General features: G+C 66.0%; 21 protein-coding genes. 13 read left to right on the top strand and 8 right to left on the bottom strand.

Annotated elements, in window-relative coordinates; translation table 11 throughout:
* Positions 1 to 247: 247 nt before the first annotated feature.
* The gene (locus KUV62_RS06385) at positions 248 to 757 is read right to left on the bottom strand and encodes a c-type cytochrome (RefSeq protein ID WP_222602837.1); all 510 of its coding nucleotides are present in this window, start codon (positions 755 to 757) and stop codon (positions 248 to 250) included.
* 131 nt (positions 758 to 888) lie between these two features.
* On the opposite strand from KUV62_RS06385, the gene KUV62_RS06390 reads away from it, so the two are divergent.
* Together KUV62_RS06390 and KUV62_RS06395 are read left to right on the top strand one after the other, a co-directional pair.
* Positions 889 to 1,722, top strand: coding sequence for a prephenate dehydratase (locus KUV62_RS06390; RefSeq protein ID WP_222602838.1), 834 nt, complete (start codon positions 889 to 891; stop codon positions 1,720 to 1,722).
* 21 nt (positions 1,723 to 1,743) lie between these two features.
* Positions 1,744 to 2,235: a hypothetical protein gene (locus KUV62_RS06395; RefSeq protein ID WP_222602839.1), complete on the top strand. Its 492-nt coding sequence runs from the start codon at positions 1,744 to 1,746 to the stop codon at positions 2,233 to 2,235.
* A 79-nt stretch (positions 2,236 to 2,314) separates the two neighbouring features.
* On the opposite strand, the gene KUV62_RS06400 is transcribed toward KUV62_RS06395, so the two are convergent.
* The 3 genes from KUV62_RS06400 to KUV62_RS06410 are packed head-to-tail and all read right to left on the bottom strand — an operon-like array spanning position 2,315 to position 5,020.
* Positions 2,315 to 3,040 (bottom strand): TadE/TadG family type IV pilus assembly protein, encoded by a 726-nt coding sequence (locus KUV62_RS06400; protein ID WP_222602840.1) that lies wholly within the window; start codon positions 3,038 to 3,040, stop codon positions 2,315 to 2,317.
* Positions 3,041 to 3,053: 13 nt separating this feature from the next.
* The gene (locus KUV62_RS06405; RefSeq protein WP_222602841.1) at positions 3,054 to 3,590 is read right to left on the bottom strand and encodes a TadE/TadG family type IV pilus assembly protein; all 537 of its coding nucleotides are present in this window, start codon (positions 3,588 to 3,590) and stop codon (positions 3,054 to 3,056) included.
* Positions 3,587 to 5,020, bottom strand: coding sequence for a TadE/TadG family type IV pilus assembly protein (locus tag KUV62_RS06410; protein WP_222602842.1), 1,434 nt, complete (start codon positions 5,018 to 5,020; stop codon positions 3,587 to 3,589). The genes KUV62_RS06405 and KUV62_RS06410 overlap by 4 nt, the downstream gene beginning before the upstream one ends.
* A 336-nt stretch (positions 5,021 to 5,356) precedes the next feature.
* On the opposite strand from KUV62_RS06410, the gene KUV62_RS06415 reads away from it, so the two are divergent.
* The 6 genes from KUV62_RS06415 (at position 5,357) to KUV62_RS06440 (ending at position 12,158) form a co-directional block, all read left to right on the top strand.
* On the top strand, positions 5,357 to 6,793 hold the full coding sequence (locus tag KUV62_RS06415; protein WP_222602843.1) for a Glu/Leu/Phe/Val family dehydrogenase: 1,437 nt from the start codon (positions 5,357 to 5,359) through the stop codon (positions 6,791 to 6,793).
* 126 nt (positions 6,794 to 6,919) lie between these two features.
* Positions 6,920 to 7,216, top strand: coding sequence for a hypothetical protein (locus tag KUV62_RS06420; protein ID WP_222602844.1), 297 nt, complete (start codon positions 6,920 to 6,922; stop codon positions 7,214 to 7,216).
* Between the two features lie 107 nt (positions 7,217 to 7,323).
* Positions 7,324 to 9,285, top strand: a complete 1,962-nt coding sequence (dnaG, locus tag KUV62_RS06425) for a DNA primase (protein ID WP_222602845.1) — start codon at positions 7,324 to 7,326, stop codon at positions 9,283 to 9,285.
* Between the two features lie 143 nt (positions 9,286 to 9,428).
* A complete protein-coding gene (rpoD, locus tag KUV62_RS06430; RefSeq protein ID WP_222602846.1) occupies positions 9,429 to 11,420 on the top strand; it encodes an RNA polymerase sigma factor RpoD in 1,992 nt (663 codons plus the stop codon).
* Positions 11,421 to 11,450: 30 nt separating this feature from the next.
* Entirely contained in the window at positions 11,451 to 11,729 is a 279-nt protein-coding gene (locus KUV62_RS06435) for an HlyU family transcriptional regulator (protein WP_222602847.1), read from the top strand.
* 27 nt (positions 11,730 to 11,756) lie between these two features.
* A complete protein-coding gene (locus tag KUV62_RS06440; protein ID WP_222602848.1) occupies positions 11,757 to 12,158 on the top strand; it encodes a hypothetical protein in 402 nt (133 codons plus the stop codon).
* 75 nt (positions 12,159 to 12,233) lie between these two features.
* Here the strand turns inward: KUV62_RS06440 and KUV62_RS06445 are convergent, their stop codons facing one another.
* Entirely contained in the window at positions 12,234 to 12,908 is a 675-nt protein-coding gene (locus KUV62_RS06445) for an SDR family oxidoreductase (protein WP_222602849.1), read from the bottom strand.
* A gap of 128 nt (positions 12,909 to 13,036) precedes the next feature.
* Between KUV62_RS06445 and KUV62_RS06450 the strand changes: the two genes are divergently transcribed.
* The 4 genes from KUV62_RS06450 to ribD all read left to right on the top strand — a co-directional run bounded on the left by KUV62_RS06450 (position 13,037) and on the right by ribD (position 15,495).
* Positions 13,037 to 13,288 (top strand): hypothetical protein, encoded by a 252-nt coding sequence (locus KUV62_RS06450; protein WP_222602850.1) that lies wholly within the window; start codon positions 13,037 to 13,039, stop codon positions 13,286 to 13,288.
* Positions 13,289 to 13,343: 55 nt separating this feature from the next.
* The gene (locus KUV62_RS06455; RefSeq protein ID WP_222602851.1) at positions 13,344 to 13,763 is read left to right on the top strand and encodes a secondary thiamine-phosphate synthase enzyme YjbQ; all 420 of its coding nucleotides are present in this window, start codon (positions 13,344 to 13,346) and stop codon (positions 13,761 to 13,763) included.
* A gap of 158 nt (positions 13,764 to 13,921) precedes the next feature.
* A complete protein-coding gene (nrdR, locus tag KUV62_RS06460; RefSeq protein ID WP_222602852.1) occupies positions 13,922 to 14,392 on the top strand; it encodes a transcriptional regulator NrdR in 471 nt (156 codons plus the stop codon).
* Complete coding sequence (gene ribD / locus KUV62_RS06465; protein WP_410000836.1) at positions 14,389 to 15,495, top strand: bifunctional diaminohydroxyphosphoribosylaminopyrimidine deaminase/5-amino-6-(5-phosphoribosylamino)uracil reductase RibD; 1,107 nt, start codon at positions 14,389 to 14,391, stop codon at positions 15,493 to 15,495. Before nrdR ends, ribD begins: the two co-directional genes overlap by 4 nt.
* A gap of 42 nt (positions 15,496 to 15,537) precedes the next feature.
* Here ribD and KUV62_RS06470 read toward each other — a convergent pair whose 3' ends face one another.
* Positions 15,538 to 15,765, bottom strand: a complete 228-nt coding sequence (locus KUV62_RS06470; protein ID WP_222602853.1) for a DUF1150 family protein — start codon at positions 15,763 to 15,765, stop codon at positions 15,538 to 15,540.
* A gap of 4 nt (positions 15,766 to 15,769) precedes the next feature.
* Positions 15,770 to 16,180, bottom strand: a complete 411-nt coding sequence (locus tag KUV62_RS06475; RefSeq protein WP_222602854.1) for an Hsp20 family protein — start codon at positions 16,178 to 16,180, stop codon at positions 15,770 to 15,772.
* Positions 16,181 to 16,335: 155 nt separating this feature from the next.
* Here KUV62_RS06475 and KUV62_RS06480 point away from each other — a divergent pair, with 155 nt between their 5' ends.
* Positions 16,336 to 16,560: a YdcH family protein gene (locus KUV62_RS06480; protein ID WP_222602855.1), complete on the top strand. Its 225-nt coding sequence runs from the start codon at positions 16,336 to 16,338 to the stop codon at positions 16,558 to 16,560.
* Positions 16,561 to 16,604: 44 nt separating this feature from the next.
* Here KUV62_RS06480 and KUV62_RS06485 read toward each other — a convergent pair whose 3' ends face one another.
* The gene (locus KUV62_RS06485) at positions 16,605 to 17,534 is read right to left on the bottom strand and encodes an L-lactate dehydrogenase (protein ID WP_222602856.1); all 930 of its coding nucleotides are present in this window, start codon (positions 17,532 to 17,534) and stop codon (positions 16,605 to 16,607) included.
* Positions 17,535 to 17,593: the final 59 nt, after the last annotated feature.

Consider the following 17,593-nt stretch of genomic DNA (forward strand, 5'->3'; position numbering starts at 1 on the left):
TTGCTGGCGGCTTCTTCCGTGCCGGTTGATCTAAGCTAAGGGTGCGCGGCGACCACATTCAAGCGGTGTTTGCTAGAGTCTGCGTGATCGGGGCGCGATTTCGCCTTGTCTTCGCGAAGCCGCGCGGCTGGGCGGCGGCGCAGCTGCGGGGGCGGATCCGGCGGAGGCGCCGCAAGCCCGGCAGGCGCAACGAAAAAGGCCGCGACGGAGCGCGGCCTTTCGGAATTTCCGTAACAGATCCGTGCGATCAGTTGGTGCTCTCGAGATAGGCGATCAGGTTCACCCGGTCCGCCGGCTTGTTCAGGCCCGCAAAGCTCATGGTGGTGCCCGGCGCGGCGTTGCGCGGGCTCTCGAGGAAGGCGAACAGGTTCTCGGGGCTCCAGACGTCGCCCACCTGGTCGAGCGCGCCGGAATACGCGAAGCCGCCCACGGCGCCGATCTCGCGGCCGACCACACCGTTCAGGTGCGGGCCGGTGGCGTCGGAGCCATCAAGCTTGTGGCAGGCGCGGCACTTGCCGAAGACCTTCTCGCCGGCACCGGCATCCGCCTCGGCCATCAGCGTGGCGAAATCCACCTCTTCTTCCGGTTCGGCGGCGCCTTCGCTGCCGGTGTCGATGACGTATGCGGCCGCGTGCTCCTCACCGTGGCCGCCACCCATGCTGTAGAGTGACTCGCCAACCCAGTTGCCTAGCAGGTAGATCAGAAGCGCACCGCAGAGTCCGCCTACCGCTTTGGTAATCGTCATCGTGTCAAACATATGCTGTGTGTCCCAAGAATGTCCTCCGGCCGGTGTCTACGGCTTCCCTTGTCGTCTGGCAAGGTATAGAAGCCGCGACCAATCGCGCAAGAGGCCATTGCGCATCGATAAAGAGAGAATTGGACGCACTCATGACCGATCGTATCGCCTTTCAGGGAGAGCTTGGCGCCTATTCGCACGAGGCCTGCCGCGATGCCCGGCCCGACATGGAGGCGCTGCCCTGCCACACCTTCGAGGAGGTGATCGACGCGGTGCAGAGCGGCCGCGCCAAGCTCGCGATGCTGCCGGTCGAGAACACCACCTACGGCCGGGTGGCCGACATCCACCGCCTGCTGCCGGCGAGCGGGTTGCGCATCGTCGACGAGGCCTTCGTGCGGGTGCATATCAGCCTGATGGCGCTGCCGGGGGTGAAGCTCGACGAGCTGAAGAAGGTGCGCGCCCACCTGGTGCTGATCCCGCAGGCGGCGAGCTTCCTGGAGAAATACGGCATCAAGGGCGAGGCGGCGGCGGACAGCGCCGGCGCGGCGGCCGAGCTGGCCCGCTCGCAGCATCGCGACGAGGGCGTACTGGCCTCGGATCTGGCGGCCGAGACCCACGGGCTCGAGATCCTTGCCCAGCATATCGAAGATCACGCCCACAACACCACGCGCTTCCTGATCATGGGCAAGCAGGCCGACCTGAGCCGTCGCGGCACGCATGGCATGATGACCACCTTCATCTTCGAGGTGCGCAACATCCCGGCGGCGCTCTACAAGGCGATGGGCGGGTTTGCCACCAACGGCGTCAACATGACCAAGCTCGAGAGCTACATGGTCAACGGCTCCTTCACCGCGACGCAGTTCTATGCCGACATCGAGGGTCACCCCGAGGATCCGGCGGTGAAGCGCGCGCTGGACGAGCTCGAGTATTTCACCAACCGACTGGAGATCCTCGGCGTCTATCCCCGCGATCCGCGGCGCGACTGACGCCCCGAGGAGGGAGGCGACATGGACGACACCCAGATCATCGCGCGGGTCAGCGCGACACCGGCGCGCCGGGTCATCGGCGTGGGCACGCTGGCGGCGCTCGGCGGGCTTCTGTTGTGGCTGCTGGTGGCCGAGCCGCCGGCCGAGATCTACTGGCAGGCGGTGCTCCTCGTGCTCGGCGTCGCGGCGCTGTGGATGGCGCAGATGATGTGGCGCGCCACCGGGCGCGACCTGATCCTGACCGAGCAGGGCTTGAGCGACAGCTCTGGCGCGGTGCTGGCGCGGGTCGAGGACATCGCCAAGGTCGACCGCTCGATGTTTGCCATGAAGCCCTCGAACGGCTTCCTGATCCAGCTCAACGAGACGCAGCCGCGCGCCTGGCAGCCCGGCCTCTGGTGGCGCATGGGCAAGCGGGTCGCCGTTGGCGGCGTCACCGCCGGGCGCGACACCAAGCCGATGGCGGATGCGCTCTCGATGCTGGTCGCGCGGCACAAGGGTGAGGCGCAGTTCTGATCCTTCGCTGCGTCTGAGATGCAAAAAGGCCGCGCCCTGAAGCGCGGCCTTTCTCGTTCTGTCAGGCTGGCACCGGAGCTTACGGGCCTCCGTAGCCTCCGTTCGGTTCGACGTTATTGGACCCGTCCTCGTTGCCGCAGTCGGTGGCGTTCTCGGCGTTGTTGTTGCACAGCGAGCCGCCCGGTGCCTCCTGGTCGCCGTTGCCCCAGCCGTTGTTGCCATTCTGCTGGCTGGCAAAGAGCACCTGCGGCGCATAGCGCGGATGGGTGAAGCTGTAGGTCTTGATCCGCATCGGATCGAGGCCGACGTTGAACGCCGGGTTATAGTCTTCCGCGGTCTCGACCATGATCACCTGGCCGCTGTTGGCCATGACCGGCAGGTGGTCGGCATAATCCCGGGCATCGTTGGTCTTGAGCTCGCCGAGGTCGCCGCGGGCCGCCGACCAGACCACCGAGTATTTGTCGCTCTTGGCGTTGTACTCGACCACGGAGATCCGAAGATCGGCGCTGTAGAGGCCGGTCAGCTCGTCGGCGTTGGTGGTGTTCTTGGTCAGCACGCCGTAGAGCTTGAAGGCGTTGTCGATATAGGTGTCGTCGATTTCCTCGGTTTCGCGCGACAGCATGTCGCCGATGGCGTAGTTGGCCTTCTGGTTCACCGATTGCTGGCGGAACACGTCGAAATAGACCCAGGCCGCGCCGAACAGGATGAACAGCACCGGCAGCATGAACATCACCTCGATGGTGACATAGCCATCGCTGTCGCGGCGGAAGCGGCGGAGCCGGGATCCAAGCTTGCTCGTGGTCATCTCGTCTCCTCCCTTACATCGGCTCGTGCACGAAGGTCGCCGTCGACACGACGCCGGTATAGCCGTCGGCATCGGTCTTGACCGGCCGCCCGAGCTTCGAGACCGGGCTGATCGGCCGGTACTTGTAGCAGGCGCGCAGCAGCATCGTCTCGTGCTCCTGACCGAACTCGAAATTGCGCTGCGGCGTCACGTCGAGCGCCACGTCGGTGCATTCCACGGTCGACGGCGGATCGGTCCAGTCGCGCATGTCGAGGCCGATCATCTCGAGGTGCAGCATCTCGCCGCAATCCGCGAGGATCGAGGTCTTGGCGCAGATCATCGCCTTGAGTTCGGAGTGGCTGTAGATCTGGCCGGTGCCGAGCTTGATCTCGCGCACGGTCAGGTCCAGCGCCCGCTCGAGCTGGGTGTGGCGCAGGGTCATCGCGCCCACCTCGACGGTGGAGAGCGCGACCCCGAGCATCACCGGGGTCCAGAGCGCGAAGGGGATCAGTGCCGAGCCGTCTTCGCCCTTGCGGAAGCGGCGGAAGGCCTTTGCGATGCGGGCGATCATTGGGTCAGCCTCAGCTGGTTCAGTGTCTGGGCGATGGTCGAGAAGGCCTCGGAGATCTCAACCCCTTCGACGCGGAAGAAGTGGGCCGGCGAAGAGGCGCAATCTTGCATCACCTGGGCGCCGTGGTCGGAGACCTCGAAGCCGATCGACCAGATCAGGATGCCACGGTTCTTGGCGGCGGTGCAGACGCTGCTCAGCAGCGAGTCACCGGTCGTCGCGTTGTACTTCTGGTAGTAGAAGCTGCCGCGGTTCCACGAGTTCACGTAGTAGTTCAGGTAGTGCCAGAGGTTGTACTGCGACCACAGCACCACCTCGTTCTCGTCATTGTAGGCCCAATCCTGGATCCGGTAGGAGCGGTCGTGCTGGCCGTCGGTCATCAGCACGATGGTCTTGAGCACGTCGGTATCGGAATAGGCCACCGGACGCCCCTGGAACACCGCGTCGACGCTGCCATTGGCGATCATGCCGGAGGCGATGGTCTGGGTCGACGGATCGAGCAGGGCGGTGCCCCACTTCATGCCCATGAAGATCGAGGTGCCGGCGCGCGGCTGGAGCTGGTTGATCTGCGTCTTCAGCGCGGTGGCGTCCTGGCTCCAGGGCCGGATGCGTTCGTAATCATAGCGCGGGCAGACCGTGTCGGTCAGCGAGTTGCTGCCGGAGTAGTTCCACTGGAAGTGCTGCATCTGGTCGTAGGTCGCCGACATGTCGAGCGCGGCCGAGGAGAAGGCGCTGTTCGGCATCTCGAGGCAATGCGAGTAGCCGTGCTTCCAGTTGACGTTGAGATGGCTGAGGATCTCGGGGCCGGCATTGACGTGCTCGGAATAGGGCACCAGCGAGATCGACACCAGATCGTCGGAGCCGTCTGCCAGCAGCGTGTCGACGAAGTCGGAGGCGGCAACCTGCAGCTCTTCCATCTTGTTGCCGTCATCCATCGAGCCCGAGATGTCGAGCACCATCGAGACCTCGACCTTGTTGATGCGCTCCATCGCCTGGGCGTGGCCGCTGGCGGTCATGTTGTCGATGCCGAGCAGCTGCATGAAGTTCGACGGCATGGTGCGCGTGCCATCGGCGGTCACCGTGCGGTAGTTCAGGCCCTCGTCCACATCCACCGCGACCAGCGCGTCGTCGAGGCCCATCTTGGTCATGTAGTCTTCGACCACGGCTTCCGCATCGAGCTCGTTGTCGAGATCGGCGGCGGCGAGCACGGCGCGGTCGAGCGTGTTCTGGATCTTGTTGCGCTGCAGTTCGGCATACATCATGTCGATGCCGATGCCGCCGAAGATCATCATGAAGAGCGACAGCGCGACAGCCATGATGGTCATGCTGCCGGAGTCGTCGCGATAGAAGCTGTGGAAGGGTGCGCCGAGGGCCGAGATCGAGGTCTCTGTCCGCCTTGGCCGACTGCCTCTGAGAATAGAGGAAAACTTCATTGTCCCGAACTCCTTCCTTCCGAATTCTTCCGGAAAGCCCCGCTTACAACACGCTTGCAACGGAGCTGGTTATGCTCGGTCTTCATGGCTAAAATTGGGCCAATTTGACCTTAAACTCATGGAATTACAGCGGGCATTGCGAACAAATCCGGCATGGCTGGCGGCGATGTTTCAGAGTGGAGGACAATCCCCGGTGTCAGCGATAATCCCCCGTTAATTCGCCGTCTCGAATCTGGAGCAAAAAGGGTTTTGCCAATCGATTCTGGCAAACTAGAGTTAACGCCAACGGTCGATCATGATCCGCAACAGGGCAGGCGGCCGAAGGAGGAGGGATCCATGTGCGCTGCACCGGCGAATGAGCCGACGTTCCGCGAGAGCGTCGATCTGATGTTCAATCGGGCTGCGGCCCTGATGGATCTGCCCCCCGGGCTCGAGGAGAAGATCAGGGTCTGCAACGGCACCTACACGGTGCGTTTCGGCGTCCGCCTGCGCGGCCAGATCCACACCTTCACCGGCTACCGCGCGGTGCATTCCGAGCACATGGAGCCGGTCAAGGGCGGCATCCGCTACGCCTCTGCGGTGGACCAGGACGAGGTCGAGGCGCTGGCCGCGCTGATGACCTACAAATGCGCGCTGGTCGAGGCGCCGTTCGGCGGCTCCAAGGGCGGGCTCTGCATCAATCCCCGCGACTATGATGAGTACGAGCTCGAGCAGATCACCCGGCGCTTTGCCTATGAGCTGATCAAGCGCGACCTGATCAACCCGAGCCAGAACGTGCCCGCCCCCGACATGGGCACCAGCGAGCGCGAGATGGCCTGGATGGCCGATCAATACGCCCGCATGAACACCACCGACATCAACGCGCGCGCCTGCGTCACCGGCAAGCCCCTCAACGCGGGCGGCATCGCCGGCCGGGTCGAGGCGACGGGGCGCGGCGTGCAATACGCGCTGCGCGAGTTCTTCCGCCACCCGGAGGATGTCGTCATCGCCGGTCTCTCCGGCAAGCTCGAGGGCAAGCGCGTGGTGGTGCAGGGCCTGGGCAACGTGGGCTACCACGCCGCCAAGTTCCTGTCGGAGGATGACGGCGCGCTGATCGTCGGCATCATCGAGCGCGACGGCGCGCTCTACGATCCCAACGGGCTCAATGTCGAGCGGGTGCGCGACTGGCTGGTGCGCCATGGCGGTCTGCGCGGCTACCCCGAGGCCAATAGCGTCGCCGATGGCGGCAGCGTCATGGAGAGTGAGTGCGACATTCTCATCCCCGCCGCGCTCGAGGGGGTGATCAACCTCACCAACGCCCACAAGATCCAGGCCAAGTTGATCATCGAGGCCGCCAACGGCCCGATCACCGCCGGGGCCGACGATATCCTGCGCAACCGCGGCACGGTGATCATCCCCGATCTCTACGCCAATGCGGGCGGCGTCACGGTGAGCTATTTCGAATGGGTGAAGAACCTCAGCCACATCCGCTTCGGCCGGATGCAGCGCCGACAGGAGGAATCGCGCCACCAGCTCGTGGTCGACGAGCTCGAGCGGCTCGATCACATGCTGGGCGATGCCTGGAGCCTGACGCCGAGCTTCAAGGAGAAATACCTGCGCGGCGCCGACGAGCTCGAGCTGGTGCGCTCGGGGCTCGATGACACCATGCGCATCGCCTACCAGTCGATGCGCGAGGTCTGGCACGGGCGCGACGATGTCACCGACCTGCGCACCGCCGCTTTCATCGTCGCCATCGACCGCGTGGCGAGCAGCTACCGCGCCAAGGGGCTCTGAGCCGGGGCGGGGCTGGGCGTCGGGCGGCGTGACTGCGACGCCCGCCTCCGGCTATGGGCGGCGTGACAGCGTCGCCCGCCTCCGCTATGGCTCGCCCCGATCGACATCTCAGCAGGAGCCCGCGACATGATCCTTCGCCTGACCCTCGCCGCCAGCCTCGGCCTTCTGGCCAGCCTTCCTCTCGCCGCCTCGGCGCAGCAGGACAAGGCCGCCGCCTGCGCGGAATCCGCCGGGATCGTCATGCAGGCGGTCGAGTCGCGCAAGGAGGGCGTCGCGAAGTCGAAGGCCCGCGCCGCCCTGCGCGATCAGATCGGCGACCGTGGCGCCGGCGACATGCTGGCCGACTGGATCTGGTCGCTGCCCGAGGATCAGCTCACCGACGAGGTCGGCGCGGCCTGGGAGGCGCAGTGCCTCGCGCAGTGACACGGCGCGATTCTTGCGGGCGGCACCCGGTGCCAAAGCGGTGGGTATTTGAGTAAAGCTCTTCAGAGCATCTGGACTCGGCTCGCCGCTGGCCCGATATTCGCAGCATGAGTCTGCCCCCCGGTTTCCTAGACGAGCTGCGCAACCGCACGAGCCTGGTTCAGGTCGTGGGGCGCAAGGTCATGTGGGACAATCGCAAGTCCAACCAGGCCAAGGGCGACATGTGGGCGCCGTGCCCGTTCCACCAGGAAAAGTCGGCCTCGTTCCACGTCGATGACCGCAAGGGCTTCTACTATTGCTTCGGGTGTCACGCGAAGGGCGATGCGATCTCCTTCGTGCGCGAGAGCGAGAACGTCGAGTTCATGGAGGCCATCGAGATCCTCGCCCGCGAGGCCGGGATGCCGATGCCCGCGCGCGACCCGCAGGCCGCCAAGAAGGCCGACCGCCGCGAGCAGCTGGCCGAGGTCATGGAGCAGGCGGTGCGCTTCTTCCGCATGCAGCTTCGCGCCGGCGCCGCCTCCGAGGCGCGCGCCTATCTCGACCGGCGCGGCCTCAAGGAAGACGTGCGCGACCGCTTCGAGATCGGCTTTGCGCCGGAAGGCTGGCAGAACCTCTGGGATCACCTGCGTGGGCAGGGCGTGGCCGAGGACCTGATCCTCGGCGCGGGGCTCGCAAAGGCCTCCGACCGCGGCAAGGCGCCCTATGACGTGTTCCGCAACCGCATCATGTTTCCGATCCGCGATGCCCGTGGCCGCGCCATCGCCTTCGGCGGCCGCGCCATGGATCCGCGCGACAACGCGAAATACCTCAACTCGCCCGAGACCGAACTCTTCGACAAGGGCCGCAACCTCTACAATCACGGTCCCGCCCGCGAGGCCGCCGGCAAGGGCCAGCCGCTGATCGTGGCCGAGGGCTACATGGATGTCATCGCGCTCTCGGAGGCCGGCTTCGGCGCCTCGGTGGCCCCGCTCGGCACGGCGGTGACCGAAACCCAGCTGCAGCTGCTCTGGCGCATCACCGACGAGCCCGTCGTGGCGCTCGACGGCGACAAGGCGGGCCTGCGCGCCGCCTACCGGGTGATCGACCTCGCGCTGCCGCTGCTGCAGGCGGGCAAGACCCTGCGCTTCGCGCTGATGCCCGAGGGCAAGGATCCCGACGACCTGCTGCGCGCCGAGGGGGCGGGGGCGGTCGCCAAGGTGCTCGAGGGCGCGATGCCGATGGTGCAGCTGCTCTGGCGGCGCGAGACCGAGGGCAAGGTCTTCGACAGCCCCGAGCGCAAGGCGGCGCTCGACGCGCGGCTGCGCGAGGTGCTGCGCCAGATCCAGGACCAGGGGCTGCGCCGCCACTATGGCGACGAGATCAAGGAGCTGCGCTTCCAGCTGTTCCGTCCGCAGCGCCCCAAGCGGGCGTTCGGCGGTGGCGGCGGTGGCGGCCAGCGCCGGGCGTGGAACGCGCCCGCCCCGCCGAGCGCCAGCGTCAAGAGCTCTCTTCTTGTCGCCGCCGGCGACACCGCCGAGAACGAGCTGCGTGAGGCGGTGATCCTCGCGGTGCTGCTCTCGACGCCGGAACTCATCGCCGAGTTCGAGCAGGGGCTCGAGGCGCTCAATTGTACCGATCCGGTGCGCGCCGCGCTGCGCGACGTGCTGTTGCGCAACAATGCCGACAGCGTCGCCGCGCTGCGCGAGGAGGCGGAGTATAGAATCGGGATCGAGCCCCTTGAAAACCTGCTCGCGGCACGCCATGTCGCGGTCGTTCCCTGTTTGCGACGGCCCGGTGACGTTGAGTTGGCGCGGATGACCGTGGCCGAGGAATTGTCGAAGATCACCGCGCGCTCCGGCGCCGCGGCAGAGATCGCCGAAGCCGAGGAAGACTTGGAACACCTCGCCGACGAGGCGCTCACCTGGCGCCTCGCCCAGGCCGCGAAGGCCCGCAACGAGGCGGTGCTGCGCAAGGATGAAGGCGAGATGGATTACGATTTCGGGCCCAACGGGGCCCGGTTGGACAAGGACGAACGAGACGCCTTCAAGGCGCTAACGGAACAGATTCGCTTTTCCAAGCACGGGAACTAACTGTGCGGAGAGGGAAAACTGGAGGAAAACGGGGTAAACGGGTGGCCGAATCGGTTGATTCCCCCCATGATTCGCAGCAACGAATCATTCTATCCTTTGCGACCGCCGGCCAGTCCGGCCGCCTCCCTTTGACGGAGCTCTAAATGGCAGCCAAAGACAACGACGACGCCAAGCCGGAAACTCAGGACGACGCGCATAGCCTCGACATGAGCCAGGCCGCGGTCAAGAAGATGATCGCCGAGGCGCGCGAGCGTGGCTACATCACCTACGACCAACTCAACCAGGTTCTGCCCCCCGATCAGGTCTCGTCCGACCAGATCGAGGACGTGATGTCGATGCTCTCGGAAATGGGCATCCAGGTCACCGAGGAAGACGAAGAGGCCGAGGACGACGCCAACAAGGGCTCGACCGAACTGGTCGACGCCTCCAAGGGGCGCGACGTCGCGCTGTCGTCGGGCACCAACGAGAAGCTCGACCGCACCGATGACCCGGTACGCATGTACCTGCGCGAGATGGGCTCGGTCGAGCTGCTGTCGCGCGAGGGCGAGATCGCGATTGCCAAGCGCATCGAGGCCGGCCGCAACACGATGATCCTCGGGCTCTGCGAAAGCCCGCTGACCTTCCAGGCGATCACCATCTGGCACCAGGAACTTCTCGAGGAAGAGATCCTGCTGCGCGACGTGATCGACCTCGAGACCACCTTCGGCAACCAGATGGACGAGGATGGCGACCTGGCCGAGCCGGTGGTCGATGCCTCGAGCACCGGCGCCAGCGCCGAGAAGCCCAAGCGTGACGAGCCGGAATACGACGCCGACGGCAATCCCATCGCCCGCGATGACGATGACGATGACGATGAGCAGGCCAACATGTCGCTCGCCGCGATGGAAAGCGCGCTCAAGCCGCGCGTGCTCGAGACCCTCGAGCGCATCTCGGGCGATTACGAGCAGCTCGCCGCCATGCAGGACGCCCGCATCAGCGCCACGCTGAATGAAGACGGCTCCTTCTCCGCCTCCGACGAGGCGCAGTATCAGCAGCTCCGCTCGGAAATCGTCGAGCTGGTCAACGGGCTGCACCTGCACAACAACCGCATCGAGGCGCTGATCGACCAGCTCTACGGCATCAACCGCCGCATCATGTCGATCGACTCGAGCATGGTGAAGCTCGCCGACCAGGCCCGCATCAACCGTCGCGAGTTCATCGACGAGTATCGCGGCCACGAGCTCGACCCGAACTGGATCGAGCGGATGTCGGAAAAGCCGGGTCGTGGCTGGCAGATGCTGATCGAGCGCTTCGAGGACAAGATCGAAGGTCTGCGCAGCGATATGGCGCAGGTCGGCCAGTATGTCGGCCTCGACATCAGCGAATTCCGCCGCATCGTCGGGCAGGTCCAGAAGGGCGAGAAAGAGGCGCGCCAGGCCAAGAAGGAAATGGTCGAGGCCAACCTGCGTCTGGTGATCTCGATCGCCAAGAAATACACCAACCGCGGCCTGCAGTTCCTCGACCTGATCCAGGAAGGCAACATCGGCCTGATGAAGGCGGTCGACAAGTTCGAGTATCGCCGCGGCTACAAGTTCTCGACCTACGCAACCTGGTGGATCCGCCAGGCGATCACCCGCTCGATCGCCGACCAGGCGCGCACCATCCGTATCCCGGTGCACATGATCGAGACGATCAACAAGCTGGTCCGCACCGGCCGCCAGATGCTGCACGAGATCGGCCGCGAGCCGACCCCGGAAGAACTGGCCGAGAAGCTGCAGATGCCGCTCGAGAAGGTCCGCAAGGTGATGAAGATCGCCAAGGAGCCGATCTCGCTCGAAACGCCGATCGGCGACGAGGAAGATTCTCAGCTCGGCGATTTCATCGAGGACAAGAACGCCATCCTGCCGCTCGACAGCGCCATCCAGGAAAACCTCAAGGAGACCACCACCCGCGTGCTCTCCTCGCTCACCCCGCGCGAGGAGCGGGTTCTGCGGATGCGCTTCGGCATCGGCATGAACACCGACCACACGCTGGAAGAGGTCGGCCAGCAGTTCTCGGTGACGCGCGAGCGGATCCGTCAGATCGAGGCCAAGGCGCTGCGCAAACTGAAGCACCCGTCGCGCTCGCGCAAGCTGCGCAGCTTCCTCGACCAGTAAGGCCCGCGCGGGCCGGGAAGGAGAGGGCAGATGTCGCTCTTGTCACGTCTCTTCGGCGGTGGCGGCTCGAAACCCGAGCCCAAGGCCGAGACCATCGAGTACAAGGGGTTCCGGATCACTCCGGAGCCCATGCCCGCCGACGGCCAGTTCCGCATCGCGGCGCTGATCGAGGCCGAGGTTGAGGGTGAGACCAAGAGCCATCACCTCGTCCGCGCCGATGTCATCCGTGACCGGGAGGATGCCGAGGAGGCATCGATCCGCAAGGCGAAGCAGATGATCGACGAACAGGGCGCGCGGCTCTTCGGCTGAGCGCCTGTTTCGTCTTGACCATGGGGCATGCGCCGCTACTTCCGGCCCATGCCCGATTACCGTACCACCTGCCAGATCCATGCCGCGGTGCTCGCGGCGCTGTTCGCCGCCTACCTGCTGCTGCCCTTCGTGCCGCTCTGGATCTTCGGACAGGAGGCGCTGCCCGGTGCCGTCTTCATGACGCGCCGCGCCTCGGTGGTCTTCCTCGGCATCGCCGCGATGCTCATGCTGTCGCGCAACGCGCCGCGCTCCGAGGCAAGGCAGGCCATCGTGATCGGCCTCATCATCGTCTATCTCGGCCTCGCCCTGATCGGCGCGCAGGCAACGCTGCGCGGCATTGCCGGCTGGCTGACATGGCTGACCGTGGTGGCCGAGCTGGTGCTCGCCGCGAGCCTCATACCGCACCTGCGCTCTCGTGACGCCGCGTAGAGCCGCGCTTCACCGGATCGCAACGAAAAGGCCCCCGCGACGGATCGCGGGGGCCTTTCTGCATCGCGGTGTTGCTCAGCCGTTCGGCATCACGAAGACTTCCTGAACGTTGGCGCGCTTGTCGGCGCTGAGCGCATAGACCACCGCATCGGCGATATCCTCGGGCTTGAGCTTGTCGGGCTTCGCCTCGTCGAAGAACGGCGTGTCGACCATGCCGGGCGCGATCACCGTCACCCGGGCGCCCCACTCGCGGAATTCCTGCGCGAGGTTGCCGCCGTAGCCATGCACGAACCACTTGGTGGCGCCGTAGACCGAGCCCTTGATATGGGTGCGGCCGGCGGCGGAGCCGGTCAGCAGCAGGTGGCCGCCATTGTCCTTGAAATAGGTCGAGGCAGCCTTGGCGGTCCAGAGCACGCCCATGATGTTGAGCTGCACCATCGCCTGCCATGCCTCTGGATCGCCGGCCAGCGTCCCGGCACCGGAGACGCCCATGCCGGCATTGGCGAAGGCGGCGTTCACGTCGCCGAACTGCGCCGCGAGCTTGCGCATCGCCTCGGTCTGATCCTCGAGCGAGGTGGCGTCACCGGGCAGGGCCAGCGCGTGTTCGCCAAGCTCCTCGACCAGCGCGGTCAGCTTGTCTTCCGAGCGCGCGAAGAGCCCGACATTCCAGCCGGCCTCCACGGCGGCGCGCGCGGTGGCCGCGCCGATGCCGGAGCTTGCGCCGGTGATGAAGAGGGTTTTGCGGGTCATTCGAAACCTCCGTTTTTCGTCTGCCACCCAACGCCCCGACGAGCATGTGGTTGCGGCGCTCCTTAAGCCAATCGGAACCATGCCGGGGCAGACTGCGTTGAATGAGCAACAACAGAGGATCTTCTTCCATGACCCGCCTTTTCGTCCTGACCGCCGCAGCCACCTGCGTTTCCGTCGCCGCCTTCGCCGCGACCGAAGCGCTGTTGACCGACGAGCCCGAGGTCATCGAGATCAGGGTCTCGGCGGACGAGCTCGCAGAGTGCCGCGAGACCCTTCGGGAGGTTGGCCAGATGCCCGCGGTGGCAGACAACGGTTCGCCGATCCTGTTCGACGACAGCACCGATCTGCCGCAGGTCGCCTGCGTCGTGAGCGAGGCCTGATCTCCACCGCTGGCCGCGCGCCCACTTCCGCGCTAGAGAAGGGCAGGGGGCGCGCATGGCACAGACGACATTCTCCATCCAGACACGCGGGCAAGGGCTCTACGAGTTCACCCGCGATGTTGCGAGCTGGGTCTCGGCGCACCAAGCGGGCGAGGCGCTGCTGACCCTCTTCGTGCGGCACACCTCGGCCTCGCTGCTAATCCAGGAAAATGCAGATCCCGAGGTCCGCACTGACCTGCGCAACTACTTCCATCGGCTGGTGCCGCCGTCGAGCGATCCGTCGATGGGATACCTCACTCATACTTATGAAGGTCCGGACGACATGCCGGCCCATATCAAGGCCGCGATGATGCCGGTTTCGCTCTCGATTCCGGTCAGCCGCGGCCGCATGGCGCTTGGCACGTGGCAGGGAATTTACTTGTTCGAACATCGGGATGCGCCGCATCGGCGCGAGATCGCCGCGCATCTCGCCTGATTTCGGGGCGCCCGCCTCCGTCATCTGGAGGTGCAGCCCCTTCATCTAGTTGCCCAAATTATCCTCTACCCAATCTCTGGCGGCTCCCCTATAGTGGCTGTGGATAAGTGGGGCTTAACCCCACGCCGAGGCAGACACCAACGGATAGGGAGACAGGCATGCGCTGCCCGTTTTGCGGACATATCGACACGCAGGTGAAAGACTCCCGACCGGCCGAAGAACACGTGTCGATCCGGCGCCGTCGCTTCTGCCCGGCCTGCGGTGGTCGCTTCACCACCTATGAACGCGTGCAACTGCGCGATCTCGTGGTGATAAAGTCGAACGGACGGCGCGAGGATTTCGACCGCGACAAGCTCGAACGCTCGATCCGCATTGCGCTGCAGAAACGCCCCATAGAGCCCGAGCGGGTCGACCAGATGATCAGCGGCATCGTGCGCCGTCTCGAGAGCCTCGGCGAGACCGATATCCCCTCCAAGCAGATCGGCGAGATCGTCATGGAGACGCTCGCCCGCATCGACACGGTCGCCTATGTGCGCTTCGCCAGCGTCTACAAGAATTTCCAGGCGGCGGATGATTTCGACAAGTTCGTCAGCGAACTGCGCCCCGACGCGACGCCCGCCGAGAAGTGACCGACGACATCCGGCACATGGCCCACGCGCTGCGTCTGGGCCGGAGACGGATGGGCCAGTGCTGGCCCAACCCGGCGGTGGGCTGCGTCATCGTCAAGAACGGGCGCATCGTCGGCCGCGGCGCCACCGCGCCCGGTGGTCGGCCCCATGCCGAGCCGCAGGCACTGGCGCAGGCCGGTGCCGCGGCGCGCGGCGCCACCGCCTATGTCACGCTCGAACCCTGCTCGCATCACGGTAAGACGCCGCCCTGCGCCCATGCGCTGGTCGAGGCCGGCGTGGCGCGGGTGGTCGCGCCGCTCACCGACAATGACGCGCGGGTCTCGGGGCAGGGCTTCGCCTATCTCCGCAAGCATGGCATCGAGGTGACGACCGGCGTGCTCGCCGAAGAGGCGGCGCGCGATCATGCCGGCTTCTTCCTGCGCAACGATGAGGGCCGGCCCCTGGTGACGCTGAAGCTCGCCAACAGCTTCGACGGCCGCATCGCCACCGCCACCGGCGAGAGCCAGTGGATAACCGGGCCCGAGGCGCGGCGCTACGTGCACGGGCTCCGGGCGAGCCATGATGCGGTGATGGTGGGGGCTGGGACGGCGCGGGCCGATGATCCGGCGCTGACGGTGCGCGGCTGGGGCGCGGTGCAGCAGCCGGTGCGGGTCATCGTCTCGCGGCTGATCGACGTGCCGCTGATGAGCACACTCGCCAGCAGCGCACGCGAGGTGCCGGTCTGGCTGGCGCATGGCTCGGACGCCGCCGCGATGACCAAGCGGGCCTGGCAGAGCTGCGGCGCGAAGCTCTTGCAATGCAAGGTCACCGGTGGCCGCATCGATCCTCACGCGCTGTTGACGGCTCTGGGCAAGGAAGGGCTGACCCGGGTTTTCTGCGAGGGGGGCGGCCAGCTCGCCGCCTCGCTGCTGGCAGCGGATCTGGTGGATGAGCTGGTGGGCTTCACCGCCGGCATCGCGGTCGGTGCCGAGGGCCGTCCGGGGATCGGCGCGATGGGCGTCGACCGTCTGGCCGAGGCGCCGCGGTTCGAGCTCGAGGAAGTTCGGGCGGTCGGCGGCGATGTGCTGCATCGCTGGCGCCGGAGCGGGGCCGCGTCTCGCTGACCGGCCCCGGGGCAGGCGGGGGCGCACCCCCGCCGCAATCACTCAGTGCACCGTCACCGGCGCGAAATCGTTCTGGCGCGCCAGGATGAAGGCCTGCTTGCGGTCTTTCACCAGCGCCAGGCGCTCGCCTTCCGCGTTGTGCACCGCGTAGAGCGTCTCGAGCCCGCCGAGCTGGCCCTGGATCTCTTCCGGGAGGTCTCCGGCAGCGACGGCACGCACATAGACGATGCGCTCTTCGCCCGGTGTATGGAAATCGTACTTGGTATTCATCGGATTACCCCTTTCTGATCCGGATCGTCTGAACCACCGTCTCGGGACGGGAGATGGTCAGATCCACGTGCAGCAAGCCATTCTCCATCACAGCCTCGCCCACTTCCACGCCATCGGCCAAGACGAAACTGCGCTGGAACTGTCGCGAGGCGATGCCGCGATGCAGGAATATGCGTTCGCTGCCGTCGTCACCTTGCCGCCCACGGATCACCAGTTGGCGATCCTCGACAGTGATCGACAGGTCGTCTTCCGAGAACCCGGCCACGGCAAGCGTGATCCGGTAGGAGCATTCCGAGGTCTGTTCGATATTGAAGGGCGGATAGCCCTCGCTCGATTTCGCCGTGCGTTCCAGCAGGCGCTCGAGTTGCTCGAAGCCGAGCATGTGCGGGTAGGAACCCAAAGTCATCTTGCTCATGACATGTCCTTTGCAGAAAGCGACCGTCCGCCGGGCCCCGCATTCGGCAACCCGACTGAAATCAATATGGGAAGCCCCCGGAATATCCGCAAGGGCTTTGCCAGAGCGTTTGGACTTGCTATCTAAGGGGTCTGTATCGCAAGGAGTTTGCCCGCATGGAGACGCCGCAAGACATCTCGATGAAGACCGAGGAAGTGCTGCGCGTCGAGCTTGAGGTTTTCAAGCGCGAACACCGCGATCTCGACGAGGCGATCTCGGCCCTGCAGGACCGTGGCATGGGCGACCAGCTGACGCTGCAGCGACTGAAGAAGAAGAAGCTGTTCCTGAAGGACAAGATCGCCCTGATCGAGGATCGGCTGACCCCCGACATCATCGCCTGAGCTGTCCGGCTCGCGAGAGCCGCCGGATCGCCTGAGCGCGTCCCTCACCCGAGGCTGAGCGCGGTCTCCTTCAAGAGCTCCGCCGAGCGCCGCAGGGCCGCGGCCTCGTCCTCGGCCAGTTCCGGCAGCAGCGTGGTCATGACGCCGCTGCGGCCCACCACGCGCGGCAGGCTCAGCGCCACGTCGCGCACCCCCTCGACCTCCGGCGTCACGATCGAGACGGAGAGCACGCTGCGCTGATCGTCGCGCACCGCCTGTACGATGCGCGCCAGCCCCGCGCCGATGCCGTACCACGTGGCGCCCTTGCCCTCGATGATGCGATAGGCGGCGCGGCGCACGCCCTCGTCGATGCGATCGCGCACCGAGGCCGTGATGGCGGCACCGACCTGCACGCCGAACCGCGCGACCGGCTCCGAGCCGGCGCGCGCCGAGGCCCAGGCCAGCACCTCCGAGTCGCCATGCTCGCCCAGCACGTAGGCATGCACCGATTGCGGCGCCACGCCGAGATGGTCGCCCAGCAGGCTGCGGAAGCGGGCGGTGTCGAGAATGGTGCCGGAGCCGATCACCTTCTCGCGTGGCAGGCCGGAGATGCGCAGCGCCACCTCGGTCATCACGTCGACCGGGTTCGAGGCCACCAGCAGCATGGTCTCGGGCGCGGCTTTCTGCACCCCCTTGATGACCTGCGCAAAGACCTCGGCATTGCGCGACAGCAGGCTGATGCGGTCCTCGCCGGGCTTCTGCGCGACGCCGGCGGCGAGGATCACCAGGTCGGCGCCTTCGAGCGCGTCGTAATCGCCCGCCGAGACCCGGCAGGGGTGTGCGAAGGGCACGGCGTGGGCGATGTCCTCGGCCTGCGCCACCGCGAGCGCCATGTTGCGGTCGACAAGGACGATCTCGCTGGCGCCGCCGCGCAGAGCGAGCGCATAGCCCGCCGCGGAGCCCACCATTCCCGCGCCCACGATCCCGATCTTCATGGCGAATCTCCCCGATTGGTTGTGCGAGAAACTTTGCACGCTAACGGCGAGGGGGATAG

It is taken from the genome of Salipiger bermudensis (genome assembly GCF_019801965.1).
In the GTDB taxonomy this organism is placed as follows: domain Bacteria; phylum Pseudomonadota; class Alphaproteobacteria; order Rhodobacterales; family Rhodobacteraceae; genus Salipiger; species Salipiger bermudensis_A.